Genomic DNA, 21,369 nt, shown 5'->3' on the forward strand with positions numbered 1-21,369 from the left:
ACCTCGGTAGAATCAAGAAAGAGACGAAGGGACCGACGAAGGACAAATGGCATTGGGCCTGCTCCTGGCCCCGAGCCTGCAAAGGCAATCCACCCTCCCCAAGCACTGGCTATGCCGAAACGGCAAGGCAAGCGACGCAGAAAGTGGAAGAATATTGGGAGCGCTGCCACCTGGTGATGGCGCAGCGATGAGTTCGCGGGCCGCTTCTGATGGGACCCTAAATCTGAGACTGTAGGGCGGTGCACGCCGAGCAGCGTTACGAAAGAACTCAAAATGGAATGCCGCATCTAGTGCTGGACAAAGCGCCAAGGGTCGCTCGTCTGACGGTGATGGCGGCGTTGCCGCTCTATCTGATTTTCCCGTTCACCGTGACCGAATGGAACGGGGCGATCGGGCTGCCTATGCCCTGGACTGATATCTTCATTCGTGACGATAACGATAACCAGAGGCACCTGGCGCCATCGACGTAGCCGAAATCGACGCCGATGCCCAGGAATTCTCATGGCAGGTTTAAAAAAAGTGCAACGAAAGGTAGTCCACACCTCTGGACGTGGTCGAGACTGGCTCTATTTCGATATGGAGTAGATCAAGGAGGGAACTATGTCTGAGCTCATAGTGCTTGGTTTCGATGAACCTGACGAAGCAGACGCGATACTTAACCGCTTGTTGACGCTCGAAAAGGAGTACCTGATAGACCTCGAGGACGCCGTCGTTGTTATTCGAGACAGCGGCGGAAAAGTTCGCTTGAAGCAAAGCGTCAACCTTGCAGGGATGGGAGCGACAAGAGGTGGGTTGTCCGGAGCGTTGTGGGGAACTCTCGTAGGTCTCTTGTTTTTGAATCCTCTGGCGGGAATGGTTGTTGGCGGAGCGTTCGGAGCTGGTTCTGGTGCTATCGCCGGATCGCTCACAGACTACGGCATCGACGACGACCTTATCAAGAGCCTGGCTGAGACTATCCCGGCCGGCAGTTCAGCTCTTTTCTTGCTTGTACGCAAAGTGCAGCCAGAGAAGGTCCTCGAAGAATTCAAAAACAAGCGTGCACGTATTCTGAGAACTTCACTCTCTCCTGATCAGGAAGCGAGACTCCGCTCAGCGCTCTCACCTGTGGCAACGGAAGCCGGATCGGCAGCTCCCTCCTGATTGTCGGATAAACGCGTGCTGTCGCATGTATAGGAGATCGCTCCTCTAACGACCCGGCTAGGTCCTCACGATCTTGCTGGCCTAAGCGTTGCTGCAGGCGCGGTGACTGGCAATGTCGCGGGCCAACCGGGACAGTATTGTTGCGATCGGTATGGTCGACGCTTCGTTGCGGCATGCCTCGATAACTGCGATATTCGCCTCGCGTTGTAGTTGTCATATGCGGCCTAACCCCGCTATCTTTGTCTGGGAATTTCGGATCAAGTGCTCAGGAAATTGCCTATGGCGCAGAAACTCACATCGTTTCGACCTTATGCACTTGCGGCTCTTCGCATAGCACTGGGACTTGTTGTCTTTTCGTTTGGAGTCGCAAAAGTACTGCATTTCCATCCTGGCCCGTTCACACCGCCAACCGGCTCGCTGATTTGGTCAGCGGGATTGATTGAGCTTGTTGCTGGATTTCTTTTTCTCATCGGCTATCAGACGAGAATCGCGGCTTTCATTCTGAGCGGCGAAATGGCCGCGGCCTACTTCATTGCCCACCTCCCTCAAAGCTTCTTCCCCACAGAAAACGGTGGGTACGCAGCTGCCGTATATTGCTTTGTATTTCTATACTTTGTCACGGCTGGTGCTGGCCCACTGAGCGTGGATGCAACCCTGGGAAAAGATTAGGAATTGGATATATGCATCATGGTAAGGCGCTCAAAATTGAGGGAATGGAGCTGGGCGAGCCATGAACCTGCCCGGATCGAGCAGTGTCTCAGAGGGGTTCGCGAAACTCCTGCTTTTCACATTTCGGTAGGTCAACTCCCGGAGCTTCTCATACGATTTTCGCGACGATCACCGAAATTTAGAGCCTATTCCCTACGACACGGTCGACGCGAGATTCCATCCCGAGCCTCGCCATCGCTTTTTGCACCCGGATTCTCAATGATGATTGATATCTTTGAGACGAAGCGAGACCGGATCAGATCCGTCTGATGCAATCGAACCTCGTAACGAGTAATTGCTAGTACGTCAGGAAGGATTTAAGCAATGACAATCGGGACGTAGAAGGAGCAAAATTCGGCGATGACCTGTCATACACCGTCGATGGTGCGGATGGCGCGCCCTGAGGTGAGCCTTGAGCTTTACGGGTCCATCTCGATCGGATGGAGATCGGTGCTGTAGGCGGCAAGAAGAGCACCCATGTACCGCGAGCCTTGATGGCGGCGTCGGCCTTCCTGAATATTCAACCGTCGCCTCACATAATTTGCTCCCTAGCGAGGGGATGGACAAGGGCAAGCTATGGGACAGCAGGAACTTCACACTGTTTTCGGCCCTGCTCATGCCAGCAACAGCGTCTTTCACACTACATTCGACTTCTGCTATAGATGTAGAATTCGCCAGCCGGTTGTAGCACCAGGTGGGCTATAGGATCCAGTTCTGTTTAAAATGCGCCGTTCTGGTTTCACTAGACTGGTCTTGAGTTCGATCGCGATCGCTCGAGCGTAACGATCAAGTTTGGAGCAATAGTGTGGAGTCGGGAGCATGAACAAGGGACGAGCGCACACGAAACAATTCGGAATCGACAATGAAATTGGAAAGCGTATCCGCGACATCAGGTTGTCGCGAGGCATTTCGCAAAACCAGCTAGGCGAGGCTCTTGGGGTAACGTTCCAACAGATACAAAAGTACGAATGGGGCGCAAACCGCATCTCGATCGGCGCTTTCGTGCAGATTTGCAACGCGCTGGAAGTCAGTCCTCTGGAGATCATTGGAAAATACGTCAAGGTCCATCAGGGCGGCCCGGACGAACCCCGACCTGCTCTTTTTGATGCGGTGACCACACCTTAGACGAAGCAGAGTAGCGCGATGGCGACCGCTACCAGGTGATGCGCAGCCCAACGCGTCCCGAAACTGCGTTGAAGTCTTCGCCTCCAAGATTGAGATAGTATGAGGCGTTGGCATAGACTCGAACATTTTCTGTGAGATCGGCGGTTACCCCTCCACCTAATTCAAGCATAGTGGCCTTGCGCGTGGCATCGACTGGAAATGTGTTGAAGGTCACGACATCAGTCGTCTCAAACTCGTGCCAGACATTGGTTAGCAAGAAGGGCGAAACAGGCTTGCCTTCATAGTCGTAATTGCTCTGAAGGCGCACACCTACTCGACCCGTGAAAGCGTCATTGTTGTCGTAGTTGATCGAGCCGCCGGGATCGTGTGCTTCATCAAAGTTCTGGTACTGCCAGATGATCTGACCTTGCGGCTCGATACTCCAGTGTTCCGTGGCTTTGAATGTCGTTCCCGCTTCCAGCGAGGCCGTGACGGCGTTGCCGTTGAAGCTACTATTGTACGCGCCAATCGAGTTTGTGTCGGCGTCGAGCCATGAATACATCAGGACGCCATCAATATAGCTCCCGTTGTCCCATGTGCGGGTCCAATAAGCGGCAAGGCTATAGGCATCGATCGAAAGATCGCCAACGTGGATGCTGTTGCGGTTGAGTGCGTCTGCCGTGACGTCGCCCCAGGCGCGCGAATAGCCGGCAAACACACCGAACGTATCCAGCACGCCCTCGCCTTCATGTTCGTAGAATGGTGCCCCGATTTCGAAGCCGAAGGCCTGTCCATCGTATTTTTCGTCGAGCAACCGCGTCAGATCCTGATCGTAGCTCTCGCCAAATATGCGCGTCCAAACGGCGCTGCCTGCGTCCTCACCTGCCATCCAATCCTGTTCGCCGTGGCGTTCGTGAAAGGTGCCGAGCGTTGTTCTAAGCAGTCCGCGTGTCACCGCCGGAACGACCGTCATGATCGGAACTTCGGGACGGATCGTCGGGCCTGGATCAAAGCTTCCTGGATCACCACCGTCTCCGTCGAAGTCGTCACCGTCGTCGCCACCGCCTCCGTCACCCCCGTCACCACCATCGCCGCTGTCGCCACCATCTCCGCCGCCAGGCTGGTCCTGCTCGTTTCGCAGGTACCAGTTGTTGGCCGTGCCTGGTACAGAGGAACCCTTGTACAGCAGGTATTCGTACACACCTGCACTGACGCGACGACTGAGAAAGAAGGATCCGTTGGCCGTCGTGGCGCCATTGATCGCCTCGACCACCAAGATTCCCCGGTCGGTCTCGTCACCCGCTCCGCCGACATTCGTTTCCACAATCCCCGTCGATCCGGAGGTGGTGCCTGAATCGATCACCAGCTTGTCGGCTTGTGAACTGTCATTGCCGAGCACGCTCTGAAGCCACAACTGGCCAGAGTTGCCGACATAGTTGCCGACGATTGTCAACGAATCCGAGGCCGAGTTTGATCCGGTCGAAAGGTCGATGACACCGGCGTTGGTTACCGTCACCAGGCCTCCGGCCGCTGGCGAAATCCTGGACTGGAAGCCGCTGCCATCCAGCACGCTCGTTGCATCTATACTGAGTGTGCCGGTCCCCGTCGCGCTATCGCCAAGGACAAGGTTGTTGTTCATCTTCAGGCTCGAGCCCTGCTCGAGCGAGAACAGTTCCCAGTTGATAATGCGGTTCGGGTTGCTGCCGTCGATATTTTGCCAGGTCAATGTATCGTTGCCCTGGCCACCATTGATCTGGATCGTCTTCAACTGGGTGTCGGTCAGCCCTTGGAACACGGCCACGTCGTTGGCGTCGCCCATGTCGATGCCGCCGATCAGACCGCCCGTCCACAGCATCGAATCGTTGTCGGCCCCGGCACTAAGATTGCCCGTCACTTCGCCGCCCGACAATTCGAAGCGGTCTGTGCCCGCGGACTGATTGACGGTTGCGCTTACCCGACCGCCGAGCATTTGAAAGAGATCGTTGCCGGCGCCCTGGTCGACGGTGCCGTTGATATTCCCGGGATCATAATTAACGATGGTGTCGTTGCCGGTACCAAGCAGCGTATTGCTCTGAATAACGCCGTGGTTGTCGATGCGCGTCTGGCTTGCGCCGTTGATGAAGACGCCGTTGTTGATGAATGCCCCGACATTGTTCAAAATCGTCGTCGAGCCGTCGCCGTTGACCGTGATGCCGGGGTTCAGGGTGCCGCTGTTAATGATCGTGTTGGTGCTGTTACCGGTGAATGAAAAGACGCTGTTGATGGCAGTGTTGTTGGTGACCGAATACGTGCCAGCACCCGAAATCGCCACGCCGTTATTGATGTTGCCCGAGTTCACAAAGTTGATGATGCCGTTGTTGTCGAGCGTGACGCTCTGCAAGTTCCCCGCGCTGGTCAGTCCGAGACTGCCGATATTGGAAAGAGTAAGGGGACCGTTGAAGTTGGTGCCAGTGACCACGTCGACGGTAAGAGTGCCGAGACTGGCGGTACTGCTGTATCCGGCCGGATTACCGTTGCATATGACCGTTTGACCGGAGGCGGGGACTGCCGGATCGCAGTCGGCGAATGCCGACGCAGCGACGAAGAGGCTAAGAGTTCCAACCATGAAAGGCAGAGGTCGCTTGTGAGGAGAAAATGAGATGTTGCGGGGCGAACGGTACTCTTTACCGCCATTCCATCGCTTCATACTGCACTCCTCAGCTTATGTAGCGGGTTCTCAGTAGATGCTTCATCATCAACTAGAGCATAGCGATTGTGAAGTTCATAAGTTACCCGTTAAAACATGTAGCGCGTCCGCAGGGCCGCAATTGTGTCGCCGATGACACACATCATCGTCTCGTTTGCAGTCATCGCCCTATTGCAAAACCACACAGCAAGTCTGCTCAAAAGAGGAGACGATCAGAGGCGATCCCGTGATGAGGCTGTCGATTCCTTCATCCCGACCGAAAATTGCACTGCTAAGCAACAGCCTTGCGGTTATAGATTTCGAATGTGCTAAATCTAGCATTGACGTTTCTTTCAAGGGCATTATGTCGCGGCGACATCCCTTCTCATTCGATAGCGGATCGGCCTCAAGGCCATAGTGTTGTCGGTTCACTTTATCTTTCGCGAGACCATTCATGCCGCATGCAGCAGCGTCTACCACCAGGCTCAAAACCGGCTTTGAGCCAGTCGTGGCATTGCTCCTGGCAAGCACAATCGTCTTCTTTATCGTCACAGGAGCGATTGCCTACTTCAATCTCCATTCGCTGCGCTCGAACAACGAGCGGATCGTGCATACACACGAGGTGATCGTCGGGCTGGGCCGGCTGCTGTCGAGTATTCAGGACGCGGAAACAGGGCAGCGAGGCTATATTCTCACGGGAAACGAGCAATACCTCGACCCATATCGGGAGGCACTGGCCGAGGTCCCGAAGCAGATTGCAGAAATTGCTGATCTCACGAAGGACAACCAAAATCAGCAGCGACGGCTGCCTATGCTAATGCAGCATGTGGATGCCAAGCTTGCGGAATTGAAGACGACAATCGACACTAGACGCAACCAAGGCCTCGAACCTGCCCTTGCTTTTGTCAACTCTGACCGCGGCAAGATGGAAATGGACGCGCTGCGATCCGAGCTCGCGGCAATGACCCAGGAGGAGTCCAATCTTCGCGCAGAGAGGCTAACAGAGATGGACAACGCCTATGATACGGCGTTGATCAGCAGTGTTCTCGCAACAGCCCTTGGCGTTCTTCTGACCATAGCAATTGGTGTCCTCGTCCGCAGAGCCACCATTGCACGACGTTATGACGAATGGCTCAGAACGGGCCATCTCGGCTTGGCGACTGCAATGATGGGCGACCAGCGGACCGATCAACTCGGCAACAGCATCCTTGACTACATGGCCACTTACGCGGGCGCGGTGGCCGGGGCAATTTTCGTGGGCGACAAGGAATGGTATCGGCGGGTATCGACCTATGGCGTGCCCTCGGGAGCAACGATTCCTGCGCGATTCAGCGGGAGGGAGGGCCTTCTTGGTCAGGCAGCCGCCGAACGCCGGGCGATCTCGGTCAACGACGTTCCGGATGGCTATCTCGCCTTCGGATCGGCATTGGGTCGCGATAAGCCGCGGCACTTGCTGATTTCCCCAAGCGTCGTCGACGATGAGGTCAATAGCGTCATCGAGCTCGGCTTCCTTCGTGCAGCCCCCGAGCATGTACTGAAATTCCTGGAACAAGCGTCGTCCTCTATTGCAACTGCCATTCGTTCCGCGAACTATCGCAGCGAACTTCAGAACCTGCTCGAAGAGACACAGCGCCAGTCGGAAGAATTGCAGGTCCAAAGCGAGGAATTGCGCGTCTCTAACGAGGAACTTGAGGAACAGGGCCGTGCCCTAAAGGAATCTCAAGCCCGACTTGAGCAACAGCAGGTAGAACTGGAACAAACGAACTCCCAACTCGAAGAGCAGGCCCAGCAACTAGAGATTCAAAAAGACGATCTCGAGCGTGTGAACGCATCTGTAGAACTCAAAGCGCGTGAACTCGAACAGGCAAGCCGTTATAAGTCGGACTTCCTCGCCAACATGTCGCACGAGCTGAGGACGCCGCTGAACTCGTCCCTTATTCTGGCAAAGTTGCTTGCTGATAACGTTGATGAAAATCTCACCGAGGAACAGGTCAAGTATGCCCAAACCATCCAGTCTTCCGGAAACGACCTTCTCAACCTCATCAACGATATTCTGGACCTTTCGAAGATCGAGGCGGGACATGTCGAGATAAGACCGGAGCCCGTGTCGGTTGAGCGGCTGACAAGCAACCTTTTCCAACTGTTCAATCCAGTGGCGGAAAACAAGGGATTGGCGCTCAATATCGAAATTGCGCCGGCCTCACCTCTTGTCATCGAGACCGATCTGCAGAAGCTCGAACAGGTGCTGAAGAATCTGCTCTCGAATGCCTTCAAGTTTACCGAAAACGGCAGTGTGAGCCTAGCCTTGGCGCCCGCGGCTGCCGGCCAAGTCGCCTTTTCTGTTCGCGACACAGGCATCGGCATCGCCGAGACCCAGCAGCAGAGTATCTTCGAGGCCTTCCACCAGGCCGACGGCACGATCAGCCGCAAATATGGCGGGACCGGTCTCGGCCTGTCCATCTCTCGTGAACTGGTTCGCCTGCTTGGTGGTACCATTCACCTCGCCAGCCTTGAGGGACAGGGCAGTACATTTACGATCGTCATCCCGCAATCATACGATGCGGCCAAGGTCGCTCCACGAGACGCGGCCAACGTTGTCGCGCAGGTTATTCCTGCCGAAACGTCGCCAGACGAGCGCCCGTTCCCGCAACTGTCCCAGCACCGCATCGTCGAGGACGATCGCGCAGCTCCCGCAGACGACCGGCACCTGCTTTTGGTGATCGAGGACGACGAAAGCTTCGCGACTATCTTGCGTGATCTTGCTCGTGAGATGGGTTTCCGCGCCCTCGTCGGAGGCTCTGCGCAGGAGGCCCTTTCGTTGGCAAAGCAGTTCATGCCAAGCGCAATTGTGCTTGATGTCGGCCTGCCGGATCAGTCGGGCCTTTCAGTACTCGACCGGCTGAAACGAGACATCAGAACCAGGCATATCCCGATCCATATTGTCTCGGCCAACGACTATGCTGAGACCGCGTTTTCTCTCGGTGCAGTCGGGTACATGCTTAAGCCTGTTAAACGGGAGCAACTTGTCGACGTGCTTCAGAAGCTGGAATCGAAGCTATCACAACGAATGCACCGCGTCCTGATCGTCGAAGACAACGAGATCCAACGGGAGGCGGTTTCCAAGCTTTTGACCTCCCACGATGTCGAGACAGTGAGCGCCGGCACAGCTGCTGAGTGCCTCAAACTTTTGCGGGAGCAAACGTTCGACTGCATCGTACTCGATCTCACACTACCGGACGCATCAGGTTACTCGCTTCTCGAGACAATCAGCAAGGATGGCGACCACTCATTCCCGCCAGTCATCGTTTACACAGGAAAGGTGTTGTCGGCCGACGACGAGCAGAAGCTCCGGCGTTATTCGAAATCGATCATTATCAAAGGCGCTAAATCTCCCGAGCGGCTCCTCGACGAGGTGACCCTCTTCCTGCACCAGGTCGTGTCGGATCTGCCTGACGAGCAGCAGAAAATGATCAGAAAGGCCCGAAATCGCGACGCGCTTCTGGAGGGACGACGAATTCTTGTCGTCGAGGATGACGTGAGAAATGTCTACGCGCTGACCAACATTCTTGAACCGAGAGGCGCTATAATCCAGATTGCGAGGAACGGCCAGGAAGCGATCGATGCGCTGTCAAAATCTGCCAGCAATCCGGAGAATGAAATAGATCTCGTCCTCATGGATGTTATGATGCCCGTCATGGACGGCCTGACCGCGACCCGCGAGATTCGGAAGAACCCTGCCTGGAAAAAGCTTCCGATCATAACACTGACTGCAAAGGCTATGCCGGACGATCAGCAGCGCTGTATCGAGGCCGGCGCCAATGATTATATGGCCAAGCCACTCGACGTGGAGAAGCTCCTATCCCTCGTACGCGTATGGATGCCACGGTGAGCGAAGGCATGGCTAGTCTCAAAATCGAGGACATCGAGATTCGGCTGCTGTTGGAAGCGCTGTTCATGCGCTATCACTACGACTTTCGCAATTACTCGATGAGCTCAATCAAGCGACGCTTGAAGCAGGCGCGTGAACAGCTTGGATTTTCAACATATTCTGCGCTTCAGGAGCATGTCCTTCATGATCCTTCGATTCTCCCGCGTCTCCTGGGATACTTGACCGTCCAGGTCAGCGAGATGTTCAGGGACCCGAGCTATTTCATGGCCATTCGGGAAAGCGTCATCCCACACCTTCGAACCTATCCCTCCTTGAAGGTCTGGATCGCCGGGTGCAGTAGCGGCGAGGAACTTTATTCGATGGCCATCCTCTTCCGCGAGGAGGGCCTCGAAGACCGCACGATCTTTTACGCTACCGATATCAACCAGGATGCCCTGAACATAGCCGAGGCGGGGATTTACGATCTGAACCGCATCCAGCTTTTTACGGAAAATCACCGGAAATCGGGCGGAAAACAATCGCTGTCCGACTACTACACTGCCGCATATTCTCACGCGACTTTCGACAGAACTCTTCGCCGGAATGTCGTCTTCTCCGACCACAGCCTGGTCACTGATGCCGTGTTCGGAGAGATGAACCTCGTCTCGTGCCGCAACGTGATGATCTACTTCGACCGTCAATTGCAAGACCGCGCAATTGGCTTGTTCAAAGACTCGCTGCCCAGAAACGGTTTTTTAGGCCTTGGATCAAAGGAAAGCATCCGTTTCTCCTCGCATTCAAGATCTTTCAAGGAGTTTGTTCGCGAGGAGAAGATCTACCAGAGGACGGACCAATGAGCGGCCGGCGCCACGAAGCCATCGTAATCGGTGCGTCAGCTGGTGCCCTGGAGGCACTATCGCTGATTTTGCCCGCCCTTCCGGCCGACTTTCCCCTGCCGATATTCGTTGTAGTGCACGTGCCACCCGACAAGAGGAGCATTCTTTCGGAGCTTTTTCGCGCTAAGTGCGCGATAGACGTTCAGGAAGCCGAAGACAAGGAACCTATCAAGGCTGGGACGGCATTCTTTGCCCCTCCCGGTTATCACCTGCTCGTCGAAGATACGAACTCCCTGTCGCTGTCGACCGAGGAACCGATCATGTTTTCGCGCCCGTCGATCGATATCTTGTTTGAAACGGCCGCCGACGTTTACGGCTCCAAGCTGATAGCGATTGTGTTGACCGGAGCAAACTACGATGGAGCGGCGGGATTGCGCGCCGTTGTCGAGGCCGGTGGTACCGGGCTCGTCCAAAACCCACGTGAGGCCTTTGCCTCAGCCATGCCCGAAGCGGCAATCGCAGCCTGCCCGGACGTCAAAGTCATGTCGCTGGCTGAAATCGCAGAATACTTGAAGAAGGTGTAGTGCCCATGGACCCCGTGTCCTTTCTACTGGTTGACGACCTCGAAGAGAACCTCATATCGCTTGAAGCGCTCCTGCGCCGCGATGGACTGAGGCTTTTGAAAGCCCGGTCGGGGGATGAGGCCCTCGAACTCCTTCTGAAGCATGACGTCGCTCTTGCCCTCATTGACGTGCAGATGCCTGGCATGAACGGCTTTGAGCTTGCGGAACTGATGCGAGGCAACGAACGCTCGCGTCGTGTTCCGATCATTTTCGTGACAGCTGGAAGTCCGGATCGCAGCTGGCGCTTTCAGGGATATGAAGCAGGTGCTGTCGATTTTATCCACAAGCCGATCGAAGCAGACATCCTACGTAGCAAGGCGGATGTGTTCTTTGATCTCTACAGGCAACGCCAGCAACTCGCAATGCAACGGGATGAACTGGAGGCGCAGGCAAAGGCGCTGAAAGAATCCGATCAAAGGAAGGATATTTTTCTTGCAACGCTTGCGCACGAACTGCGCAACCCCCTCACCCCGCTCCGCCACGGCCTCGACATTCTGAAGCGAAATCCCGACACGGCCGAGGCAGAAAAGATCCGTGCGACGATGGATCGCCAGCTTTCGCATCTCGTGCGGTTGATCGACGATCTGCTCGATGTTTCCCGAGTAAGCCAGGGTAAGATCGAGCTCAGAAAGGAACGCCTCAAGGTGCAGGACGTTGTCACCGCCGCGATCGAAGGCAGCCGGCCGGCAATCGATGCGGCGAAGCATACGCTCAGTATCGATCTTCCAAGCGAACTTCTCTTGGTCGAGGGCGATCCAGCGCGGCTTTCACAAGTCGTTGGCAACCTCTTGAACAATGCCACGAAGTATACGCCCGACGGAGGGCGTATCGAAGTATCAGCCCACGCTGAGGGAGGGGATGTTGTCATTGCGGTATCAGATAATGGGATCGGCATTCCCGAAGGCATGCGATCAAAGGTGTTCCAACTCTTCACGCAGGTGGATGATCACCTCAACCGGTCCCAAGGTGGCCTGGGCATTGGCCTGGCCCTCGTCAGCCAACTCGTAGCCCTGCATGGCGGGCGCATCGAGACCTCAACACCTTCAACGGGCGCCGGCACTTCATTTGTCATCCGGCTTCCGATGCTCGTCGCTACGGAAGCTGCGAACAATATCTCAAGGGCATCGAACGAACCTCAGCCGGGAACAGCCCTCAAGGTTCTGGTTGTCGACGATAACGTCGACGTCGCCCAAGTTGTCGGTTGGATGCTCGAAGAGGTCGGACACGAGTATCACCTCGTTCACGACGGAAGAGAAGCGTTGGCGGAAGCCCGGTTGTTCCGTCCAGATGTCGTGCTTCTCGACATCGGCCTGCCGTTCGTGGATGGATACGAGGTGTGCCGAGCGTTTCGCGCGGACGAGGAATTTCAGGACGTACCAATCATTGCGCAGACGGGGTGGGGACAGAGCAAGGATAAGGAGCTCGCCGCTGCCGCGGGGTTTAACGAGCATCTCACCAAGCCCGTCGACCTTGACGACCTCAGCAGGGTTATTTCCGACGTCGTTCAGCAAAGGGCCAATGAAAGCTAAACAACACCGTCGTGACGGAGTACCGCGGGCAAATAATCTGATCGAGCGGCTGCAATCCTGCTTTGCTTCGCACCTAGCTCTTCATCTTGCGCCGTACCGTACCCCTGGCAACCACTCCCGCGACGTTGCATCAGTTGCAACGTAGATAACTCTATGAGTCCTACAAAGGCCGTCCGGAATGATCCAACCGCGCGAGCTTCTCGTAATCTACGCAGATAATGAGAGCGAGCGAACGAGCCATGTTCCGGACCGCAATAGCGATCGCAGTTGTGTGCACGGTTACAGCTTCAGAGGCTGCCGCGGAGCGATACAGAGCAAACGAGATCAAAGAGGAGGTCGTCGGCAGGCGCATCTTCCTTGCAGCTCCGCTCGGCGGGGAATTCCCACTTAATTATCGAACGACTGGCAGCGTCGACGGGGACGGCGAAGCCCTAGGTCTCGGGCGTTTTGTCAAACCAAAAGACACCGGCACTTGGTGGATACAGTCTGACCGCCTCTGCCAGCGGTTTCGCACTTGGTACGACGGTCGCTCGATGTGTTTCGAACTCTATCGGGTCGACCAAAAGAGATTGAAGTGGATCCGGGACGACGGAAAGACGGGTATCGCGCGAATAGGTCCCGAGCTTTGATGTGGAAGCCAAAGGAGGCCGCGAATTGGAGCTTATGCCGCGCAATCGATTTGACGGAGGAAATGCATGCGCATCTTCAGCGTTTTTCTTACGGTCCTCGCCATGACCCTTGCACTACTTGCACCAGCGGTCGCCAGGTCCTTTTCGCTTGAAAATTTCTTTACAGGCAGGTCGAGTGCCGAGGGAAGCTTTCGAAGCATCACCGGGGTTAAAAGGACATTCGAAGTCCAGTTGGTCGGAAAATGGGACGGCCGCACCCTGACGCTCAGGGAAGATTTCAGGTTCGATGACGGCAGTCGAGATCGCAAGACGTGGCGGTTCATAAAGGATGGACCCGGCAGATACAGGGGTACGCGCGAGGACGTGATTGGAGAGACGCAGGTGCGGATTAAAGATAATGTCGCGCGCTTCAGCTATCTGGTCTTCCTCGACTCAAAAAACCGCAAGAACAAAGTTCGCTTTCACGACACCATGACATTGAACAACGACGGTCGTGTCCTCAATACCGCCTATGTGACGAAATTCGGATGGCCGGTTGCCTGGACGCGTGTCGAATTCAGGAGACAGTGACTGATGGGGAAAGTGTCTGGCAGACGAACATCCAGGTCACACTCTTCGACGCTCATCCTCTATGCGCTTCCAGCTTTCCCGTTGGCGGCCCTTGCGCTGCCGCTTTTCGTCATCGTTCCGACGTTTTACTCCGAAGTGATGGGACTACCGGTCGCGGCCGTCGGCGGCGCATTTTTTGCCATTCGCCTTCTTGATGCAGCGAGCGATCCGATATTCGGCTGGCTTGCCGACCGGTGGAATGGTTCGGGCGGTCGTCGGCGTGGCTTTTTTATTGCGTCAATCCCCCTAACCGCGGGCGCCGCGTTCATGATGTTCTGGCCGCCTCAAACGATCGGGCTTGGTTATCTGCTTGTATGGGGTGGGCTTTTGTCACTTGGCTTTACCTGGTCCTCTCTGCCCTACACCGCCTGGGGAGCAGAACTCTCAAACGACTATGCCGAGCGGACACGCATTGCAGCTTTCCGTGAAGGCGCGACGCTTATCGGAACTTTATTGGCCATCAGCCTCCCCTTCGCTGTAGGGACGGCTGGGGCAAATAGCGCCGATGGGCTAAAGGCGGTAGCCGTTCTTGTCGCGGTCTTGCTTCCGTTCACAGGGCTCATGGCCTTCGTTTTCGTCCCCGAACCCGTCAATCGGTCGACGCGGGAGTTTGGCCTGATGCAAAGCCTGGTTTTCATGTCGAAGAACAGGCCGTTCCTGCGTCTAATCGCCGCTTTTCTTTTAAATGGATTTGCGAACGCAATCCCAGCTACTTTGTTTCTTTACTTTGTGTCGGAGCGTCTGGGAGCTCCGGATTGGCGCGGCCCGTTTCTCCTACTCTATTTCGCATGCGCAGTTCTTGGCGTACCGCTCGCAGTAACGGCCGCCAGGCGCTGGAGCAAGCACAAGGCCTGGAGCGGCGCTATGCTGGTGACGTGCTCAATCTTTGCGGTATCAGGATTTCTCGGCGACGGAGACCTGGTCGCCTTTGGTGCGATATGCGTGTGCACCGGTTTTCTGCTCGGCTTCGACCTTGTCCTGCCCCCATCCATGCAGGCAGACGTAATCGACAACGACACAGCAGTCTCAGGCTCTCAGCGTTCCGGCATGTATTTCGCGGCGTGGGCACTTGCCACGAAGCTCTCTCTGGCGACAGCCGTCGGGGTGACGTTTCCCATGCTCAGCCTGCTCGGCTTCGACCCGGCTCAAGATCGTTCGTCGCCCGACGCTCTCAAGGGTCTTTCGATGCTTTACGCTTGGGCGCCGATCGTCCCGAAGCTCGCAGCAATCGGGCTCATGTGGGGCTTTCCGATCGATCGTGTGGCCCAACGAGAGCTTATTGGCCGGACTTGACGGTATTGCGCTCGTGTGCGGCTGCCAGGTTGGTTACCCGTCTTCACCATCGCCCACTGAGGTAGGTTTCCATGACTATCGGTCGCGTTTCGATCAACAATCACGCCGTCCACGAGACGGATTGCCGAAAGGTAGCGTGGATCACCGGCGCAAGCTCCGGCATCGGGAAATCGCTTGCAATCCGTTTGGCACTTGACGGCTGGACCGTCGCCGTAAGCGCGCGCAACTCGCTGGAGCTCGATACTCTCGCACAATCGCTGGAGTACAACATCCATTCTTTTCCCCTCGATGTGACCAACCGCGAAGCGACAGAAATCACCGTACGCGACATAGAAATGCGCCTGGGTCCGATTTCCCTTGCGGTCTTCGGCGCAGGAACTTACCGACGCGATAGCCTGTCGACCTTCGACGCCGCGGCGATCGGAGAGATGGTCGGGCTCAACATCATGGGAACCGTGAACTGTTTGCAGGCGATCATGCCAGCAATGACCGCGCGCCGGTCGGGTCGGATTGCAGTCATGGCATCTGTGGCAGGCTACACCGGTCTTCCCGGTGCCGCGGGCTACGGCGCGACGAAAGCCGCCTTGATCAACATGTGCGAAGCCCTTTATCCCGAACTTGAACGGCAAGGCGTTCAGATGACAATCATCAATCCAGGATTTGTCGACACGCCTTTGACGCGTCAGAATGACTTTCCAATGCCGTTCCTGATCTCTTCGGAAAGTGCGGCGGAATACATCATGCGCGGGCTTCAGCGGGGGAAGTTCGAGATCGCTTTCCCGTGGAGGATGAAAATGGCCTTGAAGCTATTGAAGGCGCTTCCTCCAAGCCTGCGGTTCGCCTTGACGCGCCGCATGTTGCGTGAGGACCACACCTGACCTCCGTCAGGCTGGTTCGAGCCGGAACTGGTAGACATCGATGGTACCGTTGCGAAAGCCGGCGGCGCAGTAGTGAAGGTAGTAGCGCCACAAGCGCTTGAACCGTTCGTCGAATGCAGCGGATTCGATCTTATGCCAACTTTTGAGGAAAGCACCTTCCCACAAGAGCAGGGTTTTCTCGTAGTCACGGCCGAAGGAAAATGCATCCCGCACCAGTAAACCGGAAGTCACAGCCTCCTGCCTGAAGACTGCCGCAGAAGGCAGCATGCCACCGGGAAACACATAGGTTTGAATGAAATCGGCGTTTTGCCGATACCGCTCATACCGCCTCTCATCGATCGTGATGACCTGTATCAGCGCTTGTCCGCCAGGAGCGAGGTTCGTCCGCAACTTCTCAAAGTAAACCGGCCAATTCTCCTCTCCGACGGCTTCGAACATCTCTATTGAGACGACCTTGGTGAAACGTCCTTCACAATCCCTGTAGTCCTGCAGCCGCACCTCGGCCAACGGAGACAATCCGTTGTTTGCCAGCCGAGCTCTCGCAAAGTTGGCCTGCTCCTTCGACAATGTCAGCCCGGTAATGCGACACCCCGTGCGTGAGGCAGCGTACTCCATAAACCCGCCCCAGCCGCAACCGATCTCAAGAACATGATCTTGCGGACCGATCCGAAGCTCACTTAGGATCCTGTCATACTTAGCCCGTTGGGCCTCGGCGAGTGATTGCCCTTGCCGCTCAAAGATGGCGGCAGAGTACGTCATCGTCTCATCGAGCCATGCGCGGTAGAAACCGTTGCCGAGGTCGTAATGGAACGCGATATTTCGGCGGCTCCCGGCACGGGAGTTTCGTCTGCACAAATGCCGCAGGTAATAAAGGCGGCCTAACCAAGGACGAGAGGCGAGCGCAGGCTTGAGGGTCTCTTCGTTGGCAAGCGCCAAATCCATAAGCGTTCCCAGGTCTGGCGTCTCCCAATCGCCATCAAGATAGGATCGGGCAAACCCGAGGCTGCCGCTTGTGAGCATACGCCAGACCGGTCTTGCATTCGCAAAGACGATCGCTGCAGTGGGACCGGGGACGTTGCCCTTGACCAAATGCACTGCCCCGCATGGGAACTCTGCGCGCAACTGCCCGCGATTGATACGGGCAAGCCAACCGCAAACTATTTTCTGCCACAGCGGGGGGCCCAATATTGGCAACGCCGCACCCCGGTCAAGCTCGCTCATGCATCAGGTCCTTCTCTTCTGGACGGGAAACAATTGTCGTGGCGACCCGCAGGTCCGCCGGCCGATGGCGATGCACGGGCATGCCCTTTAGCCATAATTTGAGCGCCTCCCAATGGATCGCACCCATTACTTTCACAGTCATGAGGGGGTGTTTCAGGAAGGTCAGAAGCAGCCTCGTGTCCGAGATCTCCTCCCTTTTTCCTGAAAATGCCGCCTTGAGAAGTCGTCCCTCACGATCGTATTCAGTTATGTCTACGAGGACACTTTCCCCCGGCGGCGTGAGGTTGAACTCGTAGCGGCAATCCATGGGTACAAACGGAGAAACGTAAAGTTTCTTTGCGCACGACTGCTGGATGGCTCCGACGTGGCCGTCGCTCACCGGTATGACATAGGTATGACGTTCGCGAAATGTGTTGCAGACCTCATAGAGAACGGCCCGGACTTGGCCGCCGGCTGCTTCGCAGTAGTAAACGGACAAGGGGTTGAAGACGTAGCCGAGTATGCGGGGGTAACATAGCACACGGATACGCAGCTGCTTCGCGTCCACCCCGGCCTCGCAAAGCTGCCGCACGACCCAACTGCGAAGCGCGCCTACTTCGCCATTGCCATGGTCGCTGTCGCGAAAGCTGAAAAGAGCCCAGCGATTATGGCCGAAAAGGCGCATCTTACCGTCTAAGGACTCCAACTCATCTAGATCGAGGAGCAGCGAAAAGACCCTGTAGGAAAGCCTATGCCGGCGAGGCCGAAACCGAACGTGCCACACTTGCCCGTTGTAAAGAGCCGACCTGGACATCATTGAGCCGCCGAGTAGCCGATCTCTGAGGGGATCCGGCCAGACTCGTCCTGAAGCAACCATGGACGCCGCTCGCCAGAGATGGCCTCGGCAACCGCCAGCCCGGACTGCAGTCCGTCCTCGTGAAATCCGCTGCCGAAGTACGCCCCGCAAAACCAGACACCGCCGCGTCCCTGGAGACGCCAAAGCTCCTTTTGAGAGACTAACGCTTGCTGATCAAAAACAGGATGCTCGTAATCGAATGTCGCGATTATCCGCTCACTGCCTATCTTTTGATGCGGGTTAAGCGTCACAAAAAGCGGCGTCGCCGGATCGATGCCTTGCAACCGGTTCATCCAATACGTGACACACAGTTGGCGCTCACCGCACTCATCCGACGCGCCCATGTAGTTCCAGCTCGACCAAACCTTTCGCCGCGTTGGCATCAATGACATATCAGTGTGCAGAACCGCCTTATTGCTCGTGTAACCGATTGTCGATAACAGCTCCCGCTCAGGTGCGTCCGGCGCTGAGAGAATCGCCAACGCTTGGTCCGCGTGTGTCGCGATAACAACGTCCGTGAATGTGTCACGGTTGCCCTCTCGATCGGTTATGACGACGGCCCCCACCTCACGGCGGATCTCCTGCACTGCCCTTCGTGTGCGCAGCTCGCCGGAGTAGTCTGACATTAGCCTGCTGACATATTCCCTGCTTCCTCCAGTTACGGTTCGCCAGCGAGGTCTATTGGTCAATGCAAGCAAACCATGACTGTCGCAGAATCGGATGAAGGCATGCAGGGGATAATCTCGCATGCGTGTGGTTGTTGTCGACCAGATTGCCGCGCCCATCGGAAGGAGATGGTCGGTAATGAAATCATTGCTGTAGCCATTATCGTCAAGATACTGACCCAATGTCTTGCTCGCGAGATTTCGCCGATTGAGGGCTTTTGGAGCTTGCCGATAAAAGCGGAGAATGTCCGCCAATATTCTCCAGAGGCGCGGACGGAACGCGTTCAAGGGCTGAGCAAACATTCCTGCCAATCCGGAGCCCGAGTATTCGAATGCCCCGCCGTCCAAGGAAGCGGAGAACGACATATTGGAAGCTTGTGTCGGGACGTTGAGATAGTCGAACAGTGCTACAAGGTTGGGATAGTTGCGATCGTTGTAAACAATGAACCCTGTGTCGACGGGAACCGGCCCTAAAGGCGTCGGCGCGACAACGGTATTGGCATGACCTCCGGGCTTGTCGCCGGCCTCGTATAGCACCACCTCTAAGGTTTTACCGAGTAACCAAGCCGCGGACATTCCCGAGATACCGGCGCCAATCACAGCGACACGCCGTTGTCCGAATTCACCCCTCATACCCCGATCAAACCGCATGTCGTCCCCTCATTTTGACCAGCAATTATGAACGCACTACGAAAAAATCTGCTGATCGGATTGAACCCGTTGCAATATTTTGATCGACCATGATCCAAGAAGCGGGAGGCATCGTAACTGGTGCCATGGAAACAATTCTTGCGATTTCGCCCACCGCTGTTCCAGATATCCCATTTGTTCGACCTGGGCGTGAGCCGCGGGTCGAGCTTGGGACGTACAAGAAGAGTGGACGCATGTTAGAGCCGGCCGGGGAACTGACGAAAGATGAAGCCTGCTCTCTGCTCGAGGCGGTTGGCAGCAGGCGTGATATCGAGTCTTTCGAAGTTTTATTCCGCTGTTACGGTCCGCGCGTAAAGGCCTATATGGCGCGCCTCACGCGTGATCCACACGTCGCCGAGGAACTGATGCAGGAAGTGATGATCACAGTTTGGAACAAGGCGGGCCAGTTCGAAGCGACACGCGGCAACGCAGGTACGTGGATCTTCACGATCGCGCGCAACCTTCGTATTGATGCCTACCGCAAAAACAGGAGGCCAGACTTTGACGTCAATGACCCTGCATTTGTGCCGGACGATACTAAAAGCGCGGAGAGCGAGCTTGCGGAACGCCAGAATGCGAGCCGGTTGAGGGACGCTATGAAGGACTTGCCTCAGGAACAGATCCAATTGCTGACGCTTTCATTTTTCGACGATTGTTCTCACAATACGATTGCCACCACGCTGAACCTGCCGCTTGGAACGGTGAAGTCGAGAATTCGGCTTGCCTTTGCCAGGCTTCGAGCTGCGTTGGAGGACGGAAAATGAATATCCGTCATCATGTGAGCGACGAATTGCTGGTGGGATATGCATCCGGCACGCTTGAAGAGGGTTGGCAGCTGGCGGTTGCAACGCATCTTGCCTTGTGCCCGGACTGCCGGACGAGACTGACGCTGATGGAAAACACGGCCGGAGAGCTGCTTGAGAGCCTATCGCCAGTGCCAATCGAGGTCTCGTCCTTCGATCGGTTGATGGAGCGCATACGAAGCGGGGAGAAGAAACCTAGCGTATCGCCGAGGCAGCCAACTGAAGTAGTTAAAGTCGTTCCGCCACCAGTCATCCCGGAACCGTTGCGGTCCTATCTTGGAGGAGATCTGACGGAGCTGAAATGGAAGTCCCTGGGACGTGGGGCGTATCACATTCCGATCAAACTGGCCGATCGGTCGACAACGGCGCGCCTGCTTCGCATACCTGCCGGAAAACCGGTACCGGAACACAGTCACGGAGGGCGCGAGTTAACACTGGTGCTAAGCGGAAGCTTCAATGACGGAGAACTCTTGTTTGCCCGCGGAGATATTGAGGAGGCAGACACGAGTGTTCAACACCAGCCGCTGGCAACGCCTGAACAAGATTGTATCTGTCTGGCGGTAACCGACGCGCCGCTTCGGTTCCGGAGCTGGCTTATGCGTTTGCTGCAACCCGTGCTTCAGATTTGACCGGAGGGGACCGATGACCTACGCGATATCCTACGCGGCGACAGCGATCGTCTTTCTCGGCTTGGACTTCTTGTGGCTGACTGGGTCGTCGACGTTCTATCGCAGCCGAATTGGAGAGCTTCTGCTCGATCGCCCAAATTTCATTGCCGCCGCTGCATTTTACCTCATCTATGTCACCGGCGTCTGCTTTTTTGCCGTCATGCCTGCGATCAGCTCCGGACGTTGGACGATAGCATTGGTATCGGGCGCTCTCCTCGGCCTTATCGCTTTCGGCACCTACGACATGACAAATATGGCAACGATCAAGGGGTGGTCGTTGGAGGTAAGCTTGGTGGACATGGTGTGGGGTGTCTTCATCACCACGGCGTCAGCTCTCGCCGGGTATTTTTCTGTGGTGTCGCTACAGAAGTTTTCTTGACCTTCGAATTTGCGTCAGCCACGACATCTATCGGGCCATCAAAGCGCCGAAGAATGGTGATCCGTTGTGCCGCTTGGAACAGAGTGTGGTGCTCTGCTCTAGCAGAAGTTTGCATCTGTCACTGCCGTTCCGGTTAGAACCTGCAACGCCGGACGCGGAATTCCGCAACTAGTCTGAGCGCGGTCACTGGGGAACGCCGCGCCCTATGAATGCGCCGTTGGCTACC

The 21,369-nt window shown here is 56.1% G+C and carries 19 protein-coding genes; 15 read left to right on the forward strand and 4 right to left on the reverse strand.

Translation table 11 applies throughout. The features are described from left to right. Window positions 1-290 precede the first annotated feature (290 nt). From JNB88_RS14310 to JNB88_RS14325, 4 genes are all read left to right on the forward strand, one after another. On the forward strand, window positions 291-470 hold the full coding sequence (locus tag JNB88_RS14310; RefSeq protein ID WP_220356022.1) for a hypothetical protein: 180 nt from the start codon (window positions 291-293) through the stop codon (window positions 468-470). Between the two features lie 130 nt (window positions 471-600). After that, window positions 601-1,140, forward strand: coding sequence for a DUF1269 domain-containing protein (locus tag JNB88_RS14315; protein ID WP_220356023.1), 540 nt, complete (start codon window positions 601-603; stop codon window positions 1,138-1,140). Between the two features lie 279 nt (window positions 1,141-1,419). Next, window positions 1,420-1,809, forward strand: a complete 390-nt coding sequence (locus JNB88_RS14320) for a DoxX family protein (RefSeq protein ID WP_220356024.1) — start codon at window positions 1,420-1,422, stop codon at window positions 1,807-1,809. Window positions 1,810-2,667: 858 nt separating this feature from the next. Further along, window positions 2,668-2,973, forward strand: coding sequence for a helix-turn-helix domain-containing protein (locus JNB88_RS14325; protein ID WP_220356025.1), 306 nt, complete (start codon window positions 2,668-2,670; stop codon window positions 2,971-2,973). A gap of 28 nt (window positions 2,974-3,001) precedes the next feature. Here JNB88_RS14325 and JNB88_RS14330 read toward each other — a convergent pair whose 3' ends face one another. Beyond that, the gene (locus JNB88_RS14330) at window positions 3,002-5,638 is read right to left on the reverse strand and encodes an autotransporter family protein (RefSeq protein WP_220356026.1); all 2,637 of its coding nucleotides are present in this window, start codon (window positions 5,636-5,638) and stop codon (window positions 3,002-3,004) included. Between the two features lie 433 nt (window positions 5,639-6,071). Here JNB88_RS14330 and JNB88_RS14335 point away from each other — a divergent pair, with 433 nt between their 5' ends. The 8 genes from JNB88_RS14335 (at window position 6,072) to JNB88_RS14370 (ending at window position 15,882) form a co-directional block, all read left to right on the forward strand. Continuing rightward, window positions 6,072-9,506, forward strand: coding sequence for a response regulator (locus JNB88_RS14335; protein ID WP_220356027.1), 3,435 nt, complete (start codon window positions 6,072-6,074; stop codon window positions 9,504-9,506). An 8-nt stretch (window positions 9,507-9,514) separates the two neighbouring features. After that, a complete protein-coding gene (locus tag JNB88_RS14340) occupies window positions 9,515-10,342 on the forward strand; it encodes a CheR family methyltransferase (protein WP_220356029.1) in 828 nt (275 codons plus the stop codon). Beyond that, window positions 10,339-10,905 (forward strand): chemotaxis protein CheB, encoded by a 567-nt coding sequence (locus JNB88_RS14345; protein ID WP_220356030.1) that lies wholly within the window; start codon window positions 10,339-10,341, stop codon window positions 10,903-10,905. The genes JNB88_RS14340 and JNB88_RS14345 overlap by 4 nt, the downstream gene beginning before the upstream one ends. Window positions 10,906-10,910: 5 nt before the next feature. After that, on the forward strand, window positions 10,911-12,473 hold the full coding sequence (locus JNB88_RS14350; protein WP_220356031.1) for a response regulator: 1,563 nt from the start codon (window positions 10,911-10,913) through the stop codon (window positions 12,471-12,473). A 239-nt stretch (window positions 12,474-12,712) separates the two neighbouring features. Beyond that, window positions 12,713-13,102 (forward strand): hypothetical protein, encoded by a 390-nt coding sequence (locus tag JNB88_RS14355; RefSeq protein ID WP_220356032.1) that lies wholly within the window; start codon window positions 12,713-12,715, stop codon window positions 13,100-13,102. Between the two features lie 66 nt (window positions 13,103-13,168). Continuing rightward, complete coding sequence (locus JNB88_RS14360) at window positions 13,169-13,672, forward strand: DUF3833 family protein (protein ID WP_220356033.1); 504 nt, start codon at window positions 13,169-13,171, stop codon at window positions 13,670-13,672. 3 nt (window positions 13,673-13,675) lie between these two features. Next, window positions 13,676-15,004 carry an MFS transporter gene (locus JNB88_RS14365; protein WP_220356034.1) on the forward strand — a complete coding sequence of 443 codons (1,329 nt, stop codon included), beginning with the start codon at window positions 13,676-13,678 and terminating at the stop codon, window positions 15,002-15,004. A gap of 71 nt (window positions 15,005-15,075) precedes the next feature. Beyond that, the gene (locus JNB88_RS14370; RefSeq protein ID WP_220356035.1) at window positions 15,076-15,882 is read left to right on the forward strand and encodes an SDR family NAD(P)-dependent oxidoreductase; all 807 of its coding nucleotides are present in this window, start codon (window positions 15,076-15,078) and stop codon (window positions 15,880-15,882) included. A 6-nt stretch (window positions 15,883-15,888) separates the two neighbouring features. Here JNB88_RS14370 and JNB88_RS14375 read toward each other — a convergent pair whose 3' ends face one another. Genes JNB88_RS14375 through JNB88_RS14385 form a run of 3 tightly spaced genes read right to left on the reverse strand, consistent with a single transcriptional unit; the run spans window position 15,889 to window position 19,254 of the window. Next, a complete protein-coding gene (locus tag JNB88_RS14375; RefSeq protein ID WP_220356036.1) occupies window positions 15,889-17,103 on the reverse strand; it encodes an SAM-dependent methyltransferase in 1,215 nt (404 codons plus the stop codon). Then, window positions 17,090-17,959: a DUF1365 domain-containing protein gene (locus tag JNB88_RS14380; RefSeq protein WP_338110995.1), complete on the reverse strand. Its 870-nt coding sequence runs from the start codon at window positions 17,957-17,959 to the stop codon at window positions 17,090-17,092. Before JNB88_RS14380 ends, JNB88_RS14375 begins: the two co-directional genes overlap by 14 nt. Continuing rightward, window positions 17,896-19,254 carry an NAD(P)/FAD-dependent oxidoreductase gene (locus tag JNB88_RS14385; RefSeq protein WP_220356038.1) on the reverse strand — a complete coding sequence of 453 codons (1,359 nt, stop codon included), beginning with the start codon at window positions 19,252-19,254 and terminating at the stop codon, window positions 17,896-17,898. Before JNB88_RS14385 ends, JNB88_RS14380 begins: the two co-directional genes overlap by 64 nt. 233 nt (window positions 19,255-19,487) lie before the next feature. On the opposite strand from JNB88_RS14385, the gene JNB88_RS14390 reads away from it, so the two are divergent. Genes JNB88_RS14390 through JNB88_RS14400 form a run of 3 tightly spaced genes read left to right on the forward strand, consistent with a single transcriptional unit; the run spans window position 19,488 to window position 21,143 of the window. Then, a complete protein-coding gene (locus JNB88_RS14390; RefSeq protein ID WP_220356039.1) occupies window positions 19,488-20,057 on the forward strand; it encodes a sigma-70 family RNA polymerase sigma factor in 570 nt (189 codons plus the stop codon). Next, on the forward strand, window positions 20,054-20,725 hold the full coding sequence (locus JNB88_RS14395) for a ChrR family anti-sigma-E factor (RefSeq protein WP_220356040.1): 672 nt from the start codon (window positions 20,054-20,056) through the stop codon (window positions 20,723-20,725). Before JNB88_RS14390 ends, JNB88_RS14395 begins: the two co-directional genes overlap by 4 nt. A 13-nt stretch (window positions 20,726-20,738) precedes the next feature. Then, on the forward strand, window positions 20,739-21,143 hold the full coding sequence (locus JNB88_RS14400) for a DUF2177 family protein (protein ID WP_220356041.1): 405 nt from the start codon (window positions 20,739-20,741) through the stop codon (window positions 21,141-21,143). The last annotated feature ends 226 nt before the right edge of the window (window positions 21,144-21,369 follow it).

This window comes from Rhizobium cauense (assembly GCF_019511525.1).
GTDB classification, from domain to species: Bacteria; Pseudomonadota; Alphaproteobacteria; order Rhizobiales; family Rhizobiaceae; genus Rhizobium; species Rhizobium cauense.

What these genes read in the sequence shown, in the direction of transcription:
- JNB88_RS14315 (WP_220356023.1), top strand. Translation starts at nt 601, where the DNA reads ATGTCTGAGCTCATAGTGCTTGGTTTCGATGAACCTGACGAAGCAGAC.
- JNB88_RS14320 (WP_220356024.1), top strand. Translation starts at nt 1,420, where the DNA reads ATGGCGCAGAAACTCACATCGTTTCGACCTTATGCACTTGCGGCTCTT.
- JNB88_RS14325 (WP_220356025.1), top strand. Translation starts at nt 2,668, where the DNA reads ATGAACAAGGGACGAGCGCACACGAAACAATTCGGAATCGACAATGAA.
- JNB88_RS14330 (WP_220356026.1), bottom strand. Translation starts at nt 5,638, where the DNA reads ATGAAGCGATGGAATGGCGGTAAAGAGTACCGTTCGCCCCGCAACATC.
- JNB88_RS14335 (WP_220356027.1), top strand. Translation starts at nt 6,072, where the DNA reads ATGCCGCATGCAGCAGCGTCTACCACCAGGCTCAAAACCGGCTTTGAG.
- JNB88_RS14340 (WP_220356029.1), top strand. Translation starts at nt 9,515, where the DNA reads ATGGCTAGTCTCAAAATCGAGGACATCGAGATTCGGCTGCTGTTGGAA.
- JNB88_RS14345 (WP_220356030.1), top strand. Translation starts at nt 10,339, where the DNA reads ATGAGCGGCCGGCGCCACGAAGCCATCGTAATCGGTGCGTCAGCTGGT.
- JNB88_RS14350 (WP_220356031.1), top strand. Translation starts at nt 10,911, where the DNA reads ATGGACCCCGTGTCCTTTCTACTGGTTGACGACCTCGAAGAGAACCTC.
- JNB88_RS14355 (WP_220356032.1), top strand. Translation starts at nt 12,713, where the DNA reads ATGTTCCGGACCGCAATAGCGATCGCAGTTGTGTGCACGGTTACAGCT.
- JNB88_RS14360 (WP_220356033.1), top strand. Translation starts at nt 13,169, where the DNA reads ATGCGCATCTTCAGCGTTTTTCTTACGGTCCTCGCCATGACCCTTGCA.
- JNB88_RS14365 (WP_220356034.1), top strand. Translation starts at nt 13,676, where the DNA reads ATGGGGAAAGTGTCTGGCAGACGAACATCCAGGTCACACTCTTCGACG.
- JNB88_RS14370 (WP_220356035.1), top strand. Translation starts at nt 15,076, where the DNA reads ATGACTATCGGTCGCGTTTCGATCAACAATCACGCCGTCCACGAGACG.
- JNB88_RS14375 (WP_220356036.1), bottom strand. Translation starts at nt 17,103, where the DNA reads ATGAGCGAGCTTGACCGGGGTGCGGCGTTGCCAATATTGGGCCCCCCG.
- JNB88_RS14380 (WP_338110995.1), bottom strand. Translation starts at nt 17,959, where the DNA reads ATGGTTGCTTCAGGACGAGTCTGGCCGGATCCCCTCAGAGATCGGCTA.
- JNB88_RS14385 (WP_220356038.1), bottom strand. Translation starts at nt 19,254, where the DNA reads ATGCGGTTTGATCGGGGTATGAGGGGTGAATTCGGACAACGGCGTGTC.
- JNB88_RS14390 (WP_220356039.1), top strand. Translation starts at nt 19,488, where the DNA reads ATGTTAGAGCCGGCCGGGGAACTGACGAAAGATGAAGCCTGCTCTCTG.
- JNB88_RS14395 (WP_220356040.1), top strand. Translation starts at nt 20,054, where the DNA reads ATGAATATCCGTCATCATGTGAGCGACGAATTGCTGGTGGGATATGCA.
- JNB88_RS14400 (WP_220356041.1), top strand. Translation starts at nt 20,739, where the DNA reads ATGACCTACGCGATATCCTACGCGGCGACAGCGATCGTCTTTCTCGGC.